A 19,423-nucleotide genomic window follows, 5' to 3' on the forward strand; every position below is an offset into this window, starting at 1 on the left:
CGGCCAATTTCATTAATCCGCATGGGTGTCACTATTGCTCACCGCAAAGTCGTGGTCGTCAGGCGAGTTCCGACGAGCCGGTGGGCGGTTGGGTGCCGGCGCGACAGCCCGGCGGGGCCCAGACAACGGTAATGATTTGAGCCGTCCCACCCGGGTCGTGCGAGCTATCCGGGATTCAACGTCGAAGGCCACGATCTGTGCGCTGGCATTTGGGATTCGACTGACGATCATTGCGATCTTGTCGGCGGTGCGATCATGAAGCAACCGGCCCACCAGCGGAGAGTGTTCGCGCCGCGGCAACAGCACCGTCACTCTGGCATCCGGATGGTCGCGGAGCGTCTGGCAGACCAACCCGTGGGCTGCCACACCCAACCGGCGGTCTGGGCACTCGAGCATGTCCAGCCGAGTGTCCTGCTCGAAACGATCCCAGAACTGCCGCAACAACTTTGCCCGAGCCGGATCCAGGATGAAATGCACCGCGACCAACTCGTCGGCATGCAGGCTTTTTGCGTAGCGCATCGCTTCGATTTCAGCGAGGTCGACTGAATCGACGAAGACGAACACCCGATGTCGCGGATGTCTATCGAACCGTGGTTGCTCCGTGGGACACATGTCTAGGGCTGCCGCCTCGGCGCGGTACTGGCGGTTCAACCGCATCAGCGCGAGAACCAGGACCGGAAACACAACAACGATCAGCCATGCGCCCTCGTCGAACTTGGCTATCGCGAAAATCCCCACGACGAGCGCAGACAATATTCCTGCGGACAGATTGACCACCAGCTTGTAACGCCAACCGGGGTCGCGATGTGTCAGGTGATGCTTGGTCATTCCGAAACCCGCCATCGTAAAGGCGCTGAACACCCCCATCGCGAACAGCGGCACCAGCGCGCTGACCGACCCGCCCGTGGCCAGCAGTAGGAGCAATGCGAGAGCCGTCAATGCCATGATGGCGTTGGAAAACACCAGACGATGACCACGTTTCATCAGCGGTCGGGGCAGGAAGCGGTCTGCGGCAACAAAGTTGGCCAGAGCGGGGAAGCCGTTGAAGCTGGTATTGGCGCCGTTGTACAGGATCGCTGCGCTGGCGGCCTGCAAAAGGAAATACAAAATGTGCCCGAGCATCCCGCCGCCGAAGACCGCGCGGCCGATTTCGGACAGCATTGACGGATATCCAGCCACATAGGGGGTGGCGTGGGTCGCGTAAGCAAGCCACGCGACACCAGCCAACAGGGAGCCAAGAATCCAGGCCATGATGGTCAGGACACGGCGCGCGTTGATCCCCTGCGGCGCGCGAAAGAGGTTGACAGTGTTAGAAATTGCTTCGACGCCGGTCAGCGAGGAGCCGCCATTGGCGAATGCTCTGAGGATCACGAGCACGGTCGCACCCATCACCAGGCCATTGCCCTGTTGGACCGGGACCGCTCCGTCGAGATGTTGAGGGTCGTAAACCGGTAAAGTCCAGAAGATCTCGCGAACTACGCCAGCCACGACGAGCAGCCCGAGCATGAAGACGAAGGCGTACGTCGGCACAGCGAAAGTCCGGCCTGCCTCGCGCAATCCCCGTAGGTTTGCAAAACAAAAGACCAAGACTGAAGCCAGCGTGATCTCCAAGCTGTAGGGGCCGAGAATCGGTATCGCAGACACCACCGCGACGGTGCCCGCGGCACACTGGATGGCGACGGTGACCACATAATCGATTAACAATGCGGCGGCCGCGACCTGCGCCACCCGCGGTCCGAAGTTCTCTCTGGCGACGATATAGGAACCGCCGGCCCGGGTGTAGGTCATGACGACTTGGCGATACGACGCGGCCACGAGCGCCAGGATCACCAAGATCACGCCGGTGATCGGAAGCAGTAACACGAACGCGGCCATCCCTGCTGCGGGCAGCAATTCGACCAGAATCTGCTCGGGGCCGTAGGCCGTTGACGAGATCGCATCTGGTGAAAGCGCTCCGAGCGCAACGCTATTCGACAGCGTCTCGTGCTCCAGATCGCTGGTGATCTTTGGCCTGCCAAGGAAGAACCGCTTACACACATCGGAGAATGATGGCGGTATCGCCCGCTGGTCAGGTTGGCCAGTCATGGAACATTTCTAGCCGAACGGGAAACTTAGTGACGTCTCCCTTAACGGAATCTTGACGGATCCCCCCACCGGTCGATATGAATCGCCCGCCTCATGTTGGAGCAGTAACAATTCCGTCGGCCCGCTGACCGTGCGCATTACCTCGGCTGTTGGCCGACGACGGGCTAGATTACCGATATGCGCATTGTTCGCCTGTGCGGTGCAGTCCTGACGATCCTGGGCGCGGCGTGGTTGCTGGCAGCCCCCGTCGGCGCGCAACCGCCGTCCAAACTCACCGATCACGTCACCGACAGCTCCGGGGTGCTGACGGATTCCAGTCGGTCGACGGTCAACTCGGCCATCGACCGGCTTTCCCAGAACCGGCACATTCAGCTGTGGGTGGTCTACGTCGACAACTTCTCCAGGTTCAAACCCGAAAACTGGGCCGACAAAACCCGCGACGCCAGCGGGATGGGCGATAGCGATGTGCTGCTTGCCGTAGCCACGAACACTAAGTTGTACGCTTTCGTCGTGCCGTCCAAGGCGCAGGGCATCACCCCAGCCGAGTTAAATAGCCTGCAGAGCAACAAGATTGAGCCGGCGGTCGGTGCCAAAGACTGGAGCGGTGCCGCGGTCGCTGCGGCCGACGGGTTGAACACATCGACAAGCTCAGCCAGTTCGTCAAACCACACCTGGCTGTGGATCGCGATCGGCGTCTTCGTCGTCGTGGTCCTTATTGTGGTGATCCTGGTGCTCCTTCGTGCGCGCCACCGCAGGCGCGCGGCGCGGCCGGTCGGCCCCGCCGGTGGGCATCCCAACCTTGGCGGGCGCGTCGATTCCTTGGGGCCGGCGTTGTCCACGGCCGACGCCCGATTGCGCCAAATCTCGGACTACGTCGCCAGGCATCAGCAGTCCATCGGGGCCGAGGCCAAGAGCCGCCTCGACGAGACGAAACGGTATGTGGCAGCGGCACATAGCAAGGAAGCAAGCAACCCCGCCGGAGCGATATCCGATGCGAACCGGGCGTCGACGCTGGCCGCCCAGGCACAAACGGCGGCAAACGCCGACGTTCTGGCGGCGCACCGCACGCCACGACGTCGCGGCTCTTAGCGTGGACGAACTCCTCGGATCGTCGTGTCCCTGCGGGAGTGACGAAAGCTATCGGGTGTGCTGCGGGCCGTTTCACCGCGGCGAGTCGCAGGCGCGATCGGCCGAGGAGTTGATGCGATCGAGATATTCGGCATTCGCCCACGGTGACGCCGACTATCTATTCCGCACGTGGCACCCGCGCACGCGACCGGACGACGTGACCATTGACCCGCGCATCACCTGGACCGGTCTCGAGGTGATCGACTCTGTCGCGGGCGGCCCAGACGACGATCGCGGTGAGGTGGAGTTCAAGGCCTTCTTCGAGTCCGCGGGCCGCGCCGACAGCCTGCACGAGCGCAGTCGCTTCGAGCGCCGCGCCGGCCGGTGGTTTTATCTCGACGCCAGGGAAGATCTGTAGCCGCCTCAAACGTTGACAAGCCGAAAGGTAGACCCACAACAGGAACGAGGCACCGCCCATGACCGCAGAATTGCCTACCGAAGCACTGGAGCTGCGTTCCTTGGTTAAATCCGATGGCACGCTGGAACTTTCGCTACACGATGTTCCTGTCCCGATCCCGGACGCCAACGAAGTGCTGGTGCGTGTCGAGGCCTCGCCGATCAACCCCTCAGACTTAGGCCTTCTCACTGCGGGCGCGGACATGACCACCGCGACCGTCGCGGGCACGCCCGAGCGTCCCGTCGTCACCGCCCCGATCGGCGAGGCGGCCCTGGGAGCGCTTTCGGCCAGACTCGACAAGTCCCTTCCCGTCGGCAATGAGGGCGCGGGCACGGTGATCGCGGCGGGGTCGTCCCAAGCGGCCCAGGCCCTCATCGGTAAGACCGTGGCGATTGCGGGCGGCGCGATGTACTCGCAATACCGGGCGGTGGACGCGTCGGCCTGTCTGGTCCTGCCCGAGGGGGCGACGGCCAGGGACGGGGCATCGTCGTTCGTCAATCCGATGACGGCACTGGGAATGACGGAAACCATGCGCCGCGAAGGACATTCGGCCCTCGTGCACACGGCCGCGGCGTCAAACCTCGGCCAAATGCTGGTCAAGCTCTGCCAGCAAGACGGCATCCCGCTGGTCAATATCGTCCGCAAACCCGAACAGGAGAAGTTGCTGAGGTCGCTCGGCGCAACCCATGTCCTCAACTCCACATCGGCGTCGTTCTCGGCCGATCTCGTCGAGGCGCTCAAGGCGACGTCGGCGACGCTTGCGTTCGACGCCACGGGCGGTGGAACGCTGGCGAGCCAGATCCTCGACGGCATGGAGAAGGCGGCCAATGCGACCGCGGGGGAGTACTCGCGCTACGGGTCGTCCGTCCACAAGCAGGTCTACATCTACGGCGGACTCGACACCAGCCCCACGGTGCTCACCAGAAGTTTCGGGATGGCATGGGGTGTCGGTGGGTGGCTGCTCACCCCATTCATTCAAAACGCCGGAGCCGAGACCTTTGGCCGGTTGCGCGCTCGCGTGGCCGCGGAACTCACCACGACGTTCGCGAGCAGCTACACCCGGGAGGTTTCACTCGCTGGCATGCTCAGGCCCGATGCGTTCAATGAATACGTCAAGCGAGCAACCGGCGAGAAATTCCTGGTGACCCCGTACGCCGTCCCCTAACCGGCTTTCGTGGAGCGAGTGACGGGATTCGAACCCGTGTATACGGCTTTGCAGGCCGCTGCCTAGCCGCTCAGCCACACCCGCACGAACGGCAACCCTGCCAGTACAGGCCGTTGCGGCCCAGGGTTTCCCTCGGCGCGATCATTTCGGTTGGGCCGCTTTCGGTCCTCTGTCAGGGCAAACGGCCGCGATGGGGCCGATCGAGCGGTCTGCGTTCACAGAACCTTAGGAAGTTGAAGCTAACGGGAGACTGGCCATGTGCAGACCATAAGTCATGCAAACAGCAGCTAAAACATGACGATAGTCTTGTTACGACCGTGAGATCAAACCGTCCGGAGGAACCAATGCATGCGTCGGTGAACGCCGCCGAGTCGTTTCTCTCCGGGTTCTTCGACACTTATTGCGCCCGCGGCCAGGGCAGAGTGCGAATCATCGCAAGAAATCCGAGTCAGCTCCTCCATGCCTGGCGCGCGATCTCCGAGCTCCCGGTCCTCGAGGCAAAACTGTCCACGTCGGCCGAGGCGGCGGCCGTTCGCCGGGGACTTTTGCGTACCAACGCTGCGGTGCGCGGGCTCATTCGCGGCACGACAGCGGTGCTGCAGATTCCGGAAGACGGCGCCTCGTACCTGGTCGGGTCCAATGAGAGCAAGCGAAGCCTTCGCACGAAGATGCGCCGCGCGGACCGTCAAGGCTTCACGGTGTCCATGCCCGTCTCGCGGGAAGAGCGACTCGAGTTGTTGCGCCTCAGCGAAGCCTACGAGCGCAATCACCCCGACCCGACATACCGCAATGACAAGCCACGCCTTGATCATCTCGAGGAAATTCGGACCTGGCTGGTTGCGCGAGACGCCACCCGCAAGCCGCTGCTTGTCGCGGTGGTCCCGGTTGACGGCGACTGGGGCGTCCTCGCGTATTTCAAGACTCTCGAATCCTCGGACAGCGCCCGGCTGGCCCGGCATTGGCTGAGTGGGGTCCTGGTGCAGCACCTTTCCGAGATCGGGGTTCGCTATCTCGCCGATGAGTCCAGCCCCGTGGGTTTGCCGACGGGATTGCGTTCGTTCCAGCGGCGACTTGGCTACCGTCTGGTGCGGGTCCGCATCGGCGGCCGCCCGACACGCGAGCGAGTGTTGAAGCGCGAATCCAACGGAGCCCGGCCGCTCGGACTAATCGGGGACACCCCGCATCCCGGATCGCGCATCTCGGCGGAGGGTCTGGTTGGCTCGAAGGGCATTCGCCCGTGAGCGAGGTGCAGGATGGTCGCATCCAGCCGGACGAGCAATGCTCAGATGTGATCATCGTCGGCGCGGGCATTGCCGGTCTCGGCGCCGCCTACCGAATCAGCCGGCGCAATCCCGGGTTGACCTACACGATCCTGGAACGGCGCGAGCGTATTGGCGGAACCTGGGATTTGTTCAGGTTTCCGGGCGTGCGCTCCGACAGCAGCATCTATTCGCTTGCCTTTGCCTTCGAGCCGTGGACACGGTCGGAGGGCGTCGCGAACGGCGGCCACATCCGCGAGTACCTGACCGCCACCGCGCACAAGTACGGCATTGACCAACACATCGTGTTCAACAGCTATGTCCGCACCGCGGAATGGGATTCGTCCACCGACACCTGGATGGTCACCGTCCAAAACGATGGGTCAACCCCGCGGCACTACCGCGGCCGCTTCGTATTCTTCGCCAGCGGCTACTTCAACTACGACGAGGGCTACACGCCTGACCTGCCCGGCATCGAGCAGTTCGATGGCACCGTCATCCATCCGCAGCACTGGCCGCAGGACCTGGACTATTCGGGGAAAAAGATTGTGGTGATCGGAAGCGGCGCAACGGCGGTCACTTTGATCCCGGCGCTGGCGGAGTGCGCAGCCAAGGTGGTGATGCTTCAGCGCTCGCCGACTTATCTGATGTCGGGATCCAGGGAGAGCAGGTCCGCGACTCTGGCCCGTAAATACTTGTCTCCCAACGTCGCCCACAAGATTGTCCGCGCGCGCGCCGCATTCGGCGAAGGTCTCGCCATTTTCCAGGCGCGCATCAACCCGGAGGCGGTGAAGCGGCAGATTCGCGAGGTGGCCAGCACCCACCTGCCCGACGGCTACGACATCGATAAGCACTTCACGCCTCGCTATAACCCGTGGGATCAGCGCATGTGCCTGATTCCCGACGCGGATCTGTACGCCGCGATCAGCGACGGCCGCGTCGAGGTCGTGACCGACCAGATCGATCATTTCGATCGCACGGGTATCGCACTGAAGTCGGGGGAGCACCTCGACGCCGAGATCGTCGTGACTGCCACCGGTCTGCAACTACAGGCGCTGGGTGGCGCCAAGATCAGCGTCGACGGTGCCGAGATCGACACTCGCGACCGATTCGTCTACAAGTCCCACATGCTCGACGATGTGCCGAACCTGTTCTGGTGCTTGGGTTACACGAACGGATCCTGGACGCTGCGCGCCGACCTGACCGCTCGGTCAGCCGCGAAGTTGTTGGCGCACATGTATTCTCGCGGTTATACCCATGCGTACCCACACCGCGGTGACCGGCCGATGACCGTAAAGCCGTCCTGGAACGTTTCAGCCGGCTACGTGCAACGGGGTCAGCATGCGCTGCCCAAGTCGAGTACCCGACGCCCATGGATTTCGCGCGACGACTACATCGCCGATCTCATCGACTACCGATTCCACCGCATCCGGGAGGCGATGGTGTTCGGTCGCGCCGCGACTTCCGACGGGTCGAGCGGGTAGCCTCAAATGTCGCGCCTTCGCGCGGTAAAGTCGCGAAATGGCCAACGGTCGTCTCGCTGATCCGGATTGTTGTCTCAGGACCGACCCTCGGTCGGACCCGCGAATGGTCGACGCTCTCGCACCGGTGGGACTCGACAGCAATGCGCCGACGGCGCCCCTGACGATCGATTCCCCGCTTGAGGAACGGCTCGCATATGCCGCGATGGCCGAGGAGGGGATGGGTGCCGCTCTGGCGCTATTCGCGGCGGCCATTCCGGACGCGAGCGGTGTCACGACGACGACAACAACGATCACCGGCGAAGACGGCAACGACGTGACGCTCTACATCAGCCGCCCCGACGTTGACGGCCCGGTGCCCGCGATTGTGCATCTGCATGGCGGCGGCATGGCCATCGCCAGCGCCGCCGATGCCACCTACATGCGGCTGCGCCAGTACATCGCGGGCACCGGCCTTGTCGTCGTCGGTGTTGAGTTCCGTAATTCCGGCGGAAAGCTCGGGCCGTACCGATTTCCCGCCGGATTGAACGACTGCGCGGCAGGCGTTCGTTGGGTTGCGGCCAATCGCGCAGAACTCGGCGTCAGCCATCTGATCGTCGCCGGCGAGTCCGGCGGCGGCAATCTCACTCTGACCGTGGCGCACAAAGCGAAACGCGAAGGGTGGCTGGACGAAATCGCGGGCTTCTATGCGCAGTGCCCGTACATCTCCAACCGGTGGCACGACGCTCCCGACGAGTTGCCGTCACTGCGGGAATGCGACGGCTACTTCATCAGCCTGCAGCAGTTGGAGTTACTTGGCTCGATCTATGACCCCGAAAATCAGAACTCGAACGATCCGACGTGTTTTGCCGGCGTCGCAACCGACGAGGACCTGAAGGGCTTACCGCCGCATGTGATCTCGGTCAACGAAGTTGACCCGTTGCGCGACGAAGGACTGGATTACTACCGCCGTCTGGTGCGTGCGGGTGTACCCACCGTGGGCAGGCTGGTCGCGGGTACCTGTCATGGGGGCGATCTGATATTTGCCGGCGCGATGCCCGACGTTTTTACGGCCAGCATTCGCGATCTCAGCGGCTTCGCCAAGAGCCTGGGTTAGTCACTCGCGGATCAGGGGCAAGCCGCGCACAGCAGTTGCGACGAGTTCGTCGCGATCGTCGCGGCCGAGGATCTCGTCGACATGCTCGTCGGTTTGGTCGCAACAGCCGATCGCCGAGATTAGCTTAACCGTAAGGTAATTCGGCGACCCGATGACGTCCGTAAACGAATTCGAAAATCGGCGCCGCCATGAGCGTGGTGATGATGGCCACCAAGACCAGCATGCTGAAAAGCGTCGGAGTGATGATGCCGGCCTGAAGCCCGATATTGAGAAGAATGAGTTCGATCAAACCGCGGGCATTCATCAACGCACCCAACGCGATGGATTCACGGAGCGGGACTTTGTTGAGCCGCGCAGCAACGCTACAAGCGATTCCCTTCCCCGCGATCGACACCACGAGTATTCCCAGGGTCACCGCCCATAGTGTCGGGGTGTTCACAAGGCCGATCTGTGTGTTGAGGCCTGAGTAGACGAAGAACAGTGGCAGCAAAAATGTGGTGACGAGCGGCTCGAGGCTTGCGGTGAGACGTTCGGCGAAGAAACCCGATGGCATCGCGACACCGAGGATGAATGCGCCGAATATGGCGTAAATCCCGATCAGGTCCGTGAACCAGGCGCATGTCATGAGCAGAATCAGGGTCGTGCTGAGCACCGGCCCGGTCATCGCGTTGCGGCGGTCGGATGTCGCACCGAGGACACGCAATGCCTTTCGGCCGAGTGTCAGGAGCACCACGGTGTACAGAAATCCGCCGACTATTGCCGTGGCGGCCAGCGCGGGATTGCCGCGGTGGATCGCGAGCACTATCGCCAGGATGCACCAGGAGATCGCGTCGTCAGTCGCACCGCATGCCAAGGCCAGCGTGCCCAGAGACGTTCCGGAAAGCCGCTTTTCGAAGATGATTCGGGCGAGCATAGGGAACGCAGTGGTGGCAATCGAAGCGCCCAGGAACATCATCGCCATGACGAGCGTGACGCTTTTCTCGAAATAGATTCCGCTCGCCAACAGGGGCACAGCGACGAGCGCTCCCAGGGCGAGCGGCGTGAGGATGCCGGCAGCCGAAACCGCAGCCGCGGAGCCGATACGGTGCTTGATGAGGTTGACGTCGAAGTTGAGTCCGATCAGGAACATGTAGAGCACCAGGCCGATTTGCGCAGTCGTGTACAGCACGGTGTTCGGTTGTCCTGCGGGAAACAAGTTGTGTTGAATGCCGGGCGCAATCCGGCCCAGGAGTGAGGGGCCGAGAAGCACGCCGGCAATCATTTCACCGACGACTTGCGGTTGCCCCACACGTTGGGCCACGAGTCCGACAAGACGGCACGTTGCCAGAATGACGGCCAGCTCGAGGAAGAAGTGAATGGCGGTCGCCGCGGGCATGGATCAGCCGCCACCGTTTACAGCGCGACATGGGTCGACCGTGAGCAAAGTGCAACGCTCCCTTCGATAGCGTCCACCACCGGGTGGTGTAAAAGTTCTGCTGTGCGCGGTCACCGAAGTAGCCGTGACACCACACGTTCCGAGTCGCCTCCGGCCTTTGACCGCCGCCACCTGCGGCTTTGCGCTACTCCGCTTGCTCGCGTCTGTGATTAGTGTAAGTTTATTAACTATTAAGTTAGTCGGTATATCTGACTTGCGGAGGGGGCGGTGTGGACGCGCGAGCTCACGTGTCGCAACTGAGCCGGGAGGCGCGGGGGGACCTTGCCCAGCGGATAAAGACGCGCCTGTTGGATGTCGACGCCGCCGCTCCGGATCACGATGTGGCCATCATGGGAGGCGGTGTGGCCGGCCTCGCGCTGGCCCTGGAGATGCGCATCGCGCGGCCGCAGACACGAATCCTCATCATCGAGCCGACCACACGCCCGGTCCCTGAGGTCACGCACACGGTCGGCGAATCGACCGTGGAGATCTCCGCCCAGTACCTGCGGGATCGCCTTGGCCTGGCCGACCATTTGCACACCTCACAGATTCGCAAGATGGGTCTGCGAATGTTCTTCTCGCACAACGGAAATACTGATATTGCCGAACGCGTGGAACTCGGCAGCTCCAGGTTCATACCTCAGGTCACCTATCAAATCGACCGCGGCAGGCTGGAGAACGAGCTGTATCGGCGTTGTCGATCAGGCGGTATCGACGTCGCCTCTGGGCGAGTGCGATCTGTCGAATTCGGCCCTGGCGGCCGCGCACACACCGTTTCCCTGCAGAGCGGCCGGGAAGTGACTCGCGCGACGTGTCGTTGGGTGGTCGACGCATCGGGACGCAACCGGGCCTTGTCGCGACAATTGGACCTGCGGAACGCTAACGAGCACAACTGCAATGCCGTGTGGCTCCGTGTCGCGACCGAAATCGACATTGGCCAGTGGAGCGATGACCAGGATTGGCAGGCTCGCATCGTCGAGGGCGACCGTGCGCTGTCCACGAATCACCTGATGGGTGAGGGATATTGGGTCTGGCTCATCCGACTCGCGTCCGGAGCCACCAGTGTCGGCATTGTTGCCGACCCTGCCTTCCACGCCTTCGACCAGTTCAACACACTTGCCAAAGCTCGATCATGGCTTCGCGAGCACGAGCCACAATGCGCTCAGGTTCTGCAGGAGCACGAACATCTGATCCAGGACTTCCGGGTGATGAAAAAATACAGTCACGGCGTCAGCAAGGTGTATGACGGTCGCGACCGCTGGTGTCTCACCGGGGATTCCGCAATCTTCCTGGATCCTTTGTATTCCTCGGGGCTGGACCTGGTCGCAATCGGTAACGGCCTCATCACCGACATGATCGGCCGCGAACTCGACGGTGAAGATGTCGTCGCACGGTCCGGAATAAGCGATTCCCTGTTCAGGTCTCTCGCCGAGATGTGGCTCGCCGTCTATTGCGATCAGTATGCGCTGATGGGATCGCCCGTGGTGATGTCGGCCAAAGTGATCTGGGACATTGCTTTCTACTGGGGCTTTTTGGGCTTCCTCTACAGCAACGGCCGATTTGTCAGCGTCGCAGACGATCCCGAGGTGGTTCCGCACCTGGAAGGGCTCATCAAGCTCAGCAACCGGATGCAACTCTTCTTCCGAGAATGGGCGACGGTGGAGAACGCGCACCCTGCGGCTCAGCTCGTCGATCTGTATTCACCACTCAATTTCATGAGCACGCTGCACACCGCGATGATGGGGAAGGCCGCCGATTTCACCGGACGATTCGACGCCAACGTCCGACTCCTCCATCAGTTGGGGGGTCAGCTGGTCGAGACGGTGGTGGCGGACAAGTGCGGCAGCTTTTCCGAGGACGGCGTCATGCGGCAGGTACAGGTGTGGCAACAGGACTCATTTTTGCGAGAACTGCGATCCATCTACCGCCGCGAGCAGGCGACCAACCCGATCAGCCGGGATTGGATTCTCAGCGACGCGCCCGCTCTCGAATTCAGTTGACCCGACGAAGGATTCATGGTTGGTGGTCGGACGCGAACTCGCAATAGGTTGTTAGGGCGACAGGATGGACATGCTGGCCGAACAACGTACTCACCCGCCCCTGGCGATCGTCGGAATAGGGTGTCAATTTCCGGGCAATGCCCATACCCCGGAAAGCTACTGGAGCCTGCTGTGTAGTGGAACCGACGCCACCTGCACGGTCCCCGAGACACGGTGGAACGCCGCGAAATACCACGATCCGAACCCTGCGAAAATTGGCAAGATGGCTACCCGCCGCGGCGGGTTCCTCAGTGAAATCGACCAATTCGACCCCCACTTTTTCGGTATATCTCCGCGAGAGGCGAATCTTCTCGACCCCCAACAGCGCCTTCTGCTGCGGACCACATGGGAGGCTCTGGAAGATGGCGGAATAGCCGCCGACAGCCTGGCCGGCGCCGACGTCGGTGTGTTCATGGGTGGTTTCACCCTCGACTACCAGCTGCTGCAGAATCAGGGACGCACCAGCCGCTACCGCCTCAAAACCCATTCCGCCACGGGAATGATGATGACGATGCTGGCGAATCGGATCTCCTTTGCGTTCGACTTCCGCGGACCCAGCATGACAATCGACACCGCGTGCTCGAGCTCGCTCGTTGCGGTCCACCTTGCGGCGCAGAGCATCTGGAACGGTGAATGCGATCTGGCACTCGCCGGCGGCGTGAACATCATGATCGGCCCCAACACGGCAATCGCGGAATCGAAGAGCGGATTCCTCAGTCCGGACGGCCGCTGCAAGGCCTTCGACGAGTCCGCGGACGGCTACGCGCGGGGAGAAGGCGGCGCAGTCGTCGTCATCAAACCCCTCGAGCAAGCTCTGGACGACGGCGACGAAATCTATGCCCAGATCCTGGGAACCGCGGTGTCGCAAGACGGCCACACCGGCAGCATCACCGTGCCCAGTGCCGACGCGCAGGAAACGGCGATCACGACAGCCCTACGACGAGCGGGCGTCGAGCCCAACGAAGTCGGGTACGTGGAGGCACACGGTACTGGGACACCGGTCGGCGACCCGATCGAGGTCCGTGCCCTAGCCAATGCTCTGACGTCAGAACGGTCAGCAGCGAATCCACTATTCATCGGATCGGTCAAGACCAACATCGGCCACCTCGAGGCCGGCGCGGGAGTGGCCGGACTGATCAAAGCGGCGATGGTGCTCAAACACGGGTACATCCCGGCGAACCTGCATTTCACCAACCCCAATGACCAGATTCCCCTCGGAGACTTGAGTATTGACATTCCCCGAGCTGGTCGACCGTTCCCCGACTGCAAGCGTCGCGTGGCTGGGGTCAACTCGTTCGGCTTCGGCGGCACCAACGCCCACGTCGTGCTCGCTGAGCCGCCTGGCCCGGTCCGTGTCCCAGCCTCGAGCGATTTTCAGCCGCTGCCGCTGGCCGTCCTACCGATCTCGGCGCAGACAGAGGAAGCGTTGGTAGCGACGGCCCACCAGATGGCCGGGCACATACACGCTCATCCCGACCTCAACCTGCGAGACCTTGGCTACACCCTCAGCCGGCGTCGCGCCCACCTGAACTATCGACGCACACTCGTCGCGAGCAGCGTGACCGACGCGCGGGACCAGCTGCGTGCGATCGCCGACGGCGGTCAGATCCCTGTGGTCCGCAAGCAGCCGAATGCGGCCAAAGTGGCATTTGTTTGCAGCGGCATGGGGCCGCAGTGGTGGAAGATGTGCCGAGGACTGCTGGACGTCTACCCCGCTTTCACCGAGAGCATCCTGCGCAGCGATCGCGAGCTATCCCAATACACGAAGTGGTCGTTACTGGCCGAACTTCGAGCCGATGAAGCCGGCTCGCGGATGGCCGAGACCGATGTAGCGCAACCCGCCAACTTCGCCATTCAGATCGCACTCGCTGAGCAGCTCGACCAGTTCGGCGTGCGTCCCGATGCAGTAATCGGACACAGCGCCGGTGAAGTGGCTGCTCATTATCTCGCCGGTGTTCTCACCTTCGAGCAAGCGATCCAAGTCATCTATCACCGAAGCCACCTTCAACAACGCACCAGCGGGCTGGGTCGCATGCTCGCCATCGGCCTCAGCGCAGAATCGCTGATGCAGACGATCGGCGAAGGTGCGCTCGATGAGATGGGGCGGCGAATATCCATCGCCGCGATCAACAGCCCGTCAGCGGTCACCGTCGCCGGCGACAGCGAGGTCCTGGACGATATCGCCCGCCGGCTGGACGAGCTCGGAGTCTTCAATCGCTTTCTCACCGGCAAGGTGCCGTATCACAGTCACCACATGGACGTCGTGAAAGACGACCTTCGCAGCGCCCTGGACACTCTGTCCTGCAAGGCCGCGACGCTCCCGCTGTACTCCACTGTCACGGGCGAACTTTTGGACGGATCCGCCACCGGCGCCGCCTATTGGTGGCAAAACACCCGCGCCACAGTTCTTTTCGAACCCGCGATCCGTCGCATGCTCGACGATGGATATGCGCACTTCGTCGAGCTGGGTCCGCATCCTGTTCTGGCGGCGTCGATTGCCGAGATCGCCAGAACACAGAAGACGGACGTTGTCGTCCTTGCGACCCAACGGCGGAACGGGGACGACGGCCGTGCCCTGATGGACTGCGTCGGCGCACTGCATTCCAACGGCCACACGATCGCGTGGGACGCGCTCTACCCCCGAGCTGGGTCACGACTGCTCAAGCTTCCTTCCTACCCGTGGCAATCCAGGCGGTTCTGGAACGAGACTCCGGAAGCGGCGGAGGAATTGCACTACAGGCCCGTGCATCCGCTGTTGGGCCAACCCGTCAGCGCCGTGCATCCGACGTGGGAAGTCGAGTTGAGCACCGCGATGACGCCCTTCCTCGCGGATCACCAGGTTCAGGGAAGCGTTGTCGTTCCGGGGGCGGTGTTCATCGAGATGGCCCTGGCAGCTGGGAAAGAAGCTTACGACTCGACCGAACACGGAGTCGACAACCTGACGCTTCGATCCGCCCTCATCCTTGATGAAACCTGTGACCCCATCGTCAGGACCACCCTCAACCGGGACACGGGCACCTTGGAATTCGCCGCGTTTACGGCAACGGCGAGCGGGGACCTGCAGTGGACGATAACCGCGACGGCCGAACTCAACAGACTTTCAAGAGCCCGTGGCCGCGGCGACACCCCAAGTGGCACAGAGCAGACCACCACCATTGACGGAGAAGGGTTTTACGGGCGCACCCGAGCCGTTGGATTCGCCTACGGTGACGCCTTCCAGGCGATCACCGAGATCACCTCTGGAGATCGCTGGGCCGCAGCCGAAATGGCCATCCCTACACAGATTGCCCACGAAATCGATCAGTACCGATTCCACCCGGCGCTCATCGACGGAGCATTCCAAACAGCGCTCGGCGCACAGTTTGTCGGAGATGACACAGACAGAGACGACACCGACGACAGTCCTTACCTTCCCACCCGGATCCGGCGAAGCGCCATATACGGGCCGCCCGAACAGAACATGACCGCGCACGCTCGCGTCGTATCGGCGACCCGAGACGAGATCGAAAGCGACATCACAGTCACCACCGTCGAAGGCAGGCTGCTGGCTGTTTTCGACGGCTTCACAGTCCAATCACTTAGCGCCTCATCGCGCGTGTCGCCCGAAAGACTGGACAAGGGGCTCTACGAGATTCAATGGGTCGCCAGCCCCGGCATCCAGCAAGATCAGAACTCGCCCGCAACAGACAATCTGTCCTGGCTGGTGTTCGTCGACGCCTCCGGTGTCGGAACTCCCGTCGTCGAACAATTGCGCCGCAGCGGCCATCGTGTCCAGACCGTCGCACATGACTCGGCGGACGCGTTAACAGAAGTCGATGGCGGGTACGTGCTGGACCCGCGACGGCCGGAGCAACTCCACCAGCTGCTCAAAACCCACCTCGAAAAGGAAGGCGACCTCGCCGGAATCATCAACTGCTGGCCGCTGGACATCTCACCCCACCCCGATGGCCACGTCGACCAGCTGGGCGTTTTCACGCTCCTGCATCTCGTCAAAGCCTTCGCAGACTACGAAACTGTCCGACCCCGCCTCCACCTCATTACCGCGAACGCGCAGCCAGCACTTGGAACCGAAGCACTTGCCGTCGATCAGGCGGCGATTTGGGGACTTGGCCGAGTCATCGGCCACCAAGAATTCGTCAGCCAATGGGGGGGACTGATCGACATCGACGACGGCGACGACCGCGGCGAGACCGCCACGCGTATCTGCGAACACATTCTCGCCGATGATCGCGAGGATCAAATCGCCATCCGCGGCCGTACGACGTTCGTTGCGCGTCTCCGCCCGTGCCGGACCCTCACGAAAGCGTTTCCCACCAAACTCACGCCCGATGCGACCTACGTCGTCACCGGGGGAGCCGGCGCCCTCGGCCGCATCGTTGCCACCCACCTCGCAGAACGCGGAGCGCGACACATCACCCTGTTGTGCCGAAGCGAGATCCCGCACAGAAACCACTGGCCGCTGCTGACTGACGGCGACCGGCATCAGGCGACCGTCGACACGATCCGAAAGATCGAACACCTTGGCGCTCGAGTCACACTTGCCAGTGTCGACATCACCGATGCCGAACAGGTGAAAACGTGGTTGAGCGAACACATCCGGGACGGCGGCCGACCCGTCCGCGGCATCGTCCACGCCGCGGGGTCCGTTGACGACCAGCTTCTGGTGAACATGACCGAAGCCGATTTCACCAAGGTGATGGCTCCCAAAACGATCGGCACCCGCGTGCTGCACGACACTTTCCACGGGCACGATCTGGAATTCTTCGTCATGTTCGGGTCCGCCGGTTCGGTCATCGCCTCGCCCGGTCAAGGCAATTATGCCGCCGCCAACGCATTCCTCGACGCGTTCGCGCATTACCGGCAGGCCCAGGGACTGCCGGCTCTCACCATCGGTTGGGGCCCTTGGTCGGTCGGAATGGTCGAAGAGCTCAAGTTGGAAAAGTTGTACGCCCAGCGAGGAATTGAGCTCATCACGCCCGCAGCGGGTACCAGGATCTTCGATCGGCTCGTCAACCAGAAGACAGCCAACGTCATCGCCATCAGCGCCGACTGGGCGCGCGCTCGCCGCGTCGGGCTCGGCGGACAGCTGCCGCCGATGTTCTCCGAACTGGGAACCGCCGAGGCTTCGCCCGATGGCACCGAATCGGAATCGTCGCTCCTCGAATTCCTTTCGGGATGCCCGGATGCTGAGCGGCTTGACGTGGTCGCAAGCCACGTTCGACAGATCGTTGCCGCCGTCTTCGAAGTCGCCGTTGCCGACATCGGGTCCGACGACATCCTCAACGACATCGGCTTGGACTCAATGATGGCAATGGATTTCAGGGCCAGGATCAGTGCCACCTTCGCGGTTGAACTGCCGGTGCTGGAACTACTCAGAGGCGTAAGCGTCAACTCGCTGGCCGTACAGATACTCGCCCAGCTTGAACTGGCTGGCGCCAGTCCGCCCGCGGTGGCCGAACAGCTATCGGAACCCTCCGCCGACGACGAAGATGTCGACCGACTCATCGAACAGCTGTCCGAAGCCGAACTGCGAGAACTACTGGCAGAACTCGAGGGACATGCCGCCGAGCACGAGACAGACGGGGCGCACTCGTGACCTCTGCGGATCCGTCGTCCGCGGTGCATGTCCGAGGTTTGTCGAAATCCTACGGGCAGTTGCGCGCGGTCCGCGATCTGGATCTCGACGTTGGCTTCGGCGAGATATTTGCGATCCTCGGGCCCAACGGGGCGGGCAAGTCGACGACCATTGAGATCCTGGAGGGGCACCGGAAACGCGACTCGGGACATGTGCGCGTGCTGGGTGAAGACCCAGGGACTGCGGGCAGGACCTGGCGCGCCAAGATCGGCATTGTGCTTCAGGAGGCCAGCGATTTCGGGATGCTGACCGTGTCCGAAACCGCGCACATGTTCGCGAAGTGCTACCAGAACGTTCGGGGCCCCGCCGAGGTACTCCGGCTCGTCGGGCTCGACTCGGTTTCCGGTTCGAAAGTCAGGACGCTGTCAGGTGGCCAGCGCCGTCGACTCGACGTCGCTCTCGGGATCATTGGCAACCCCGATTTGCTTTTCTTGGACGAACCGACGACTGGGTTCGATCCAGAAGCCAGACGACAATTCTGGGACCTGATCAGGCTATTGGCAGGTGATGGTACGACCATCCTCCTTACCACCCACTATCTGGAAGAAGCTGCCACACTGGCGGACCGTGTCGCAGTCATCGCCGGGGGCAACGTGGTGGCAGTCGACTCACCGGCGAAATTGACCGAGTACGTCAGCACGGCCGCGACGGTCCGCTGGATGGAGGGCGATCAGATCCATGTGGAGGACACAGATCATCCGACCGACTTGATCAGGCGGCACTCTGAGAATGGGGCAGAACTGGCTCAGCTGACCGTCTCTCGGCCGACGCTCGAGGACGCTTATCTGCAGTTGGTCGGCCTGGCATGACGGACATCGACCACGTGAAGAACGCCTCACCGCCGGCACACCGCGCGCCCGGACCGGAGGCCAAGGCTAAGTCTGAGTCGAAGCTCCCGTCTTCGCTCCGTATCGGGTTATCGCGCGTCGTCCCCGAGTTGAAGATGTTCTACCGTCGGCCGGAGCAGTTGGCACTGACCTTTTCGATGCCGGCTGTGATTTGCATTTTGCTGGGTTCGATCTTTTCGAGGAAACTGCCCGACAGCGACATCAGCACGGGAGCGGTGATCGCGGCGAGCATGCTCGCTTATGGGATTCTCTCGACGTCGTTCATCAACCTCGGCATCAGCATTGCTGCCGACCGCGAGACCGGGGCATTGCGGCGACTTCGTGGAACACCGACAACCGCAACGTCGTATTTCATCGGAAAGATTTTGCTGGTTGCCGTCGCCAGCCTCGCCGAGGCAGTCGTGCTGCTGTCGGTAGGGGTGCTCGTCTTCAAGCTTCGTCTACCCACAGACCCGTTCGGATGGTTCACGCTGACATGGGTGTTTCTTTTGGGCATTGTCAGTTGTTCATTGTTGGGCATCTTCGTCAGCAACCTTGCGAGCAACGCGGTTTCAGCTGCCGTCATCACCAACGGCCCAGCGGTGGGCCTGCAATTCGTATCGGGGACCTACGTGCCGCTCATCGCGCTGCCGACATGGATGTTGACCCTGGGCTCTGTCTTTCCGGTCAAATGGATGGCTCAAGGATTCCGGTCAGTGCTGTTGCCGTCGAAGATGGTGGCCTTCGAACCGGCCGGCAGCTGGGAGCACTGGCAAACATTTCTGGTGCTGACGGCGTGGAGTATCGGTGGTTTGTTTGCCTGCATTGCGGTTTTCCGGTGGTCGGACAAGAAGTGATCGCGCGTGACTTGAGCGGAATCATGACGCCTAGACTCGG

12 protein-coding genes and 1 tRNA gene are annotated in these 19,423 nt (G+C 62.3%); 10 read left to right on the forward strand and 3 right to left on the reverse strand.

Features of this window, described 5'->3' with window-relative positions:
- Positions 1–12: 12 nt before the first annotated feature.
- The gene (locus tag MNAB215_RS20855; protein WP_083746190.1) at positions 13–2,085 is read right to left on the reverse strand and encodes an APC family permease; all 2,073 of its coding nucleotides are present in this window, start codon (positions 2,083–2,085) and stop codon (positions 13–15) included.
- A 177-nt stretch (positions 2,086–2,262) separates the two neighbouring features.
- On the opposite strand from MNAB215_RS20855, the gene MNAB215_RS20860 reads away from it, so the two are divergent.
- The 3 genes from MNAB215_RS20860 to MNAB215_RS20870 are packed head-to-tail and all read left to right on the forward strand — an operon-like array spanning position 2,263 to position 4,775.
- Complete coding sequence (locus MNAB215_RS20860) at positions 2,263–3,174, forward strand: TPM domain-containing protein (RefSeq protein ID WP_077080491.1); 912 nt, start codon at positions 2,263–2,265, stop codon at positions 3,172–3,174.
- Between the two features lies 1 nt (position 3,175).
- A complete protein-coding gene (locus MNAB215_RS30320) occupies positions 3,176–3,571 on the forward strand; it encodes a YchJ family protein (protein ID WP_077080492.1) in 396 nt (131 codons plus the stop codon).
- A 58-nt stretch (positions 3,572–3,629) separates the two neighbouring features.
- Positions 3,630–4,775 carry a zinc-binding dehydrogenase gene (locus tag MNAB215_RS20870; protein WP_077080493.1) on the forward strand — a complete coding sequence of 382 codons (1,146 nt, stop codon included), beginning with the start codon at positions 3,630–3,632 and terminating at the stop codon, positions 4,773–4,775.
- 10 nt (positions 4,776–4,785) lie between these two features.
- Here MNAB215_RS20870 and MNAB215_RS20875 read toward each other — a convergent pair.
- Positions 4,786–4,859: transfer RNA gene (locus MNAB215_RS20875), tRNA-Cys, on the reverse strand.
- A 260-nt stretch (positions 4,860–5,119) separates the two neighbouring features.
- On the opposite strand from MNAB215_RS20875, the gene MNAB215_RS20880 reads away from it, so the two are divergent.
- The 3 genes from MNAB215_RS20880 to MNAB215_RS20890 are packed head-to-tail and all read left to right on the forward strand — an operon-like array spanning position 5,120 to position 8,611.
- The gene (locus MNAB215_RS20880) at positions 5,120–6,016 is read left to right on the forward strand and encodes a hypothetical protein (RefSeq protein WP_077080494.1); all 897 of its coding nucleotides are present in this window, start codon (positions 5,120–5,122) and stop codon (positions 6,014–6,016) included.
- Entirely contained in the window at positions 6,013–7,518 is a 1,506-nt protein-coding gene (locus MNAB215_RS20885) for a flavin-containing monooxygenase (protein ID WP_077080495.1), read from the forward strand. The genes MNAB215_RS20880 and MNAB215_RS20885 overlap by 4 nt, the downstream gene beginning before the upstream one ends.
- Before the next feature lie 37 nt (positions 7,519–7,555).
- Entirely contained in the window at positions 7,556–8,611 is a 1,056-nt protein-coding gene (locus MNAB215_RS20890) for an alpha/beta hydrolase fold domain-containing protein (protein ID WP_077080496.1), read from the forward strand.
- A 124-nt stretch (positions 8,612–8,735) separates the two neighbouring features.
- Here the strand turns inward: MNAB215_RS20890 and MNAB215_RS20895 are convergent, their stop codons facing one another.
- On the reverse strand, positions 8,736–9,986 hold the full coding sequence (locus MNAB215_RS20895; RefSeq protein ID WP_077080497.1) for a cation:proton antiporter: 1,251 nt from the start codon (positions 9,984–9,986) through the stop codon (positions 8,736–8,738).
- A gap of 380 nt (positions 9,987–10,366) precedes the next feature.
- Here MNAB215_RS20895 and MNAB215_RS20900 point away from each other — a divergent pair, with 380 nt between their 5' ends.
- From MNAB215_RS20900 to MNAB215_RS20915, 4 genes are all read left to right on the forward strand, one after another.
- Positions 10,367–12,025: an NAD(P)/FAD-dependent oxidoreductase gene (locus MNAB215_RS20900; protein WP_281253361.1), complete on the forward strand. Its 1,659-nt coding sequence runs from the start codon at positions 10,367–10,369 to the stop codon at positions 12,023–12,025.
- Positions 12,026–12,095: 70 nt separating this feature from the next.
- Positions 12,096–17,660: a type I polyketide synthase gene (locus tag MNAB215_RS20905; RefSeq protein WP_077082199.1), complete on the forward strand. Its 5,565-nt coding sequence runs from the start codon at positions 12,096–12,098 to the stop codon at positions 17,658–17,660.
- Positions 17,661–17,719: 59 nt separating this feature from the next.
- The gene (locus MNAB215_RS20910) at positions 17,720–18,508 is read left to right on the forward strand and encodes an ABC transporter ATP-binding protein (protein WP_425436494.1); all 789 of its coding nucleotides are present in this window, start codon (positions 17,720–17,722) and stop codon (positions 18,506–18,508) included.
- Positions 18,505–19,383 (forward strand): ABC transporter permease, encoded by an 879-nt coding sequence (locus MNAB215_RS20915; protein ID WP_077080500.1) that lies wholly within the window; start codon positions 18,505–18,507, stop codon positions 19,381–19,383. The genes MNAB215_RS20910 and MNAB215_RS20915 overlap by 4 nt, the downstream gene beginning before the upstream one ends.
- The last annotated feature ends 40 nt before the right edge of the window (positions 19,384–19,423 follow it).

Origin of the sequence: Mycobacterium numidiamassiliense (assembly GCF_900157365.1) — a bacterium.
GTDB classification, from domain to species: domain Bacteria; phylum Actinomycetota; class Actinomycetes; order Mycobacteriales; family Mycobacteriaceae; genus Mycobacterium; species Mycobacterium numidiamassiliense.

Bases quoted from the DNA above. Each gene is read 5' to 3' on its own strand.
- MNAB215_RS20855 (WP_083746190.1), bottom strand. From the start codon at position 2,085: ATGACTGGCCAACCTGACCAGCGGGCGATACCGCCATCATTCTCCGAT.
- MNAB215_RS20860 (WP_077080491.1), top strand. From the start codon at position 2,263: ATGCGCATTGTTCGCCTGTGCGGTGCAGTCCTGACGATCCTGGGCGCG.
- MNAB215_RS20870 (WP_077080493.1), top strand. From the start codon at position 3,630: ATGACCGCAGAATTGCCTACCGAAGCACTGGAGCTGCGTTCCTTGGTT.
- MNAB215_RS20880 (WP_077080494.1), top strand. From the start codon at position 5,120: ATGCATGCGTCGGTGAACGCCGCCGAGTCGTTTCTCTCCGGGTTCTTC.
- MNAB215_RS20890 (WP_077080496.1), top strand. From the start codon at position 7,556: ATGGCCAACGGTCGTCTCGCTGATCCGGATTGTTGTCTCAGGACCGAC.
- MNAB215_RS20895 (WP_077080497.1), bottom strand. From the start codon at position 9,986: ATGCCCGCGGCGACCGCCATTCACTTCTTCCTCGAGCTGGCCGTCATT.
- MNAB215_RS20905 (WP_077082199.1), top strand. From the start codon at position 12,096: ATGCTGGCCGAACAACGTACTCACCCGCCCCTGGCGATCGTCGGAATA.
- MNAB215_RS20915 (WP_077080500.1), top strand. From the start codon at position 18,505: ATGACGGACATCGACCACGTGAAGAACGCCTCACCGCCGGCACACCGC.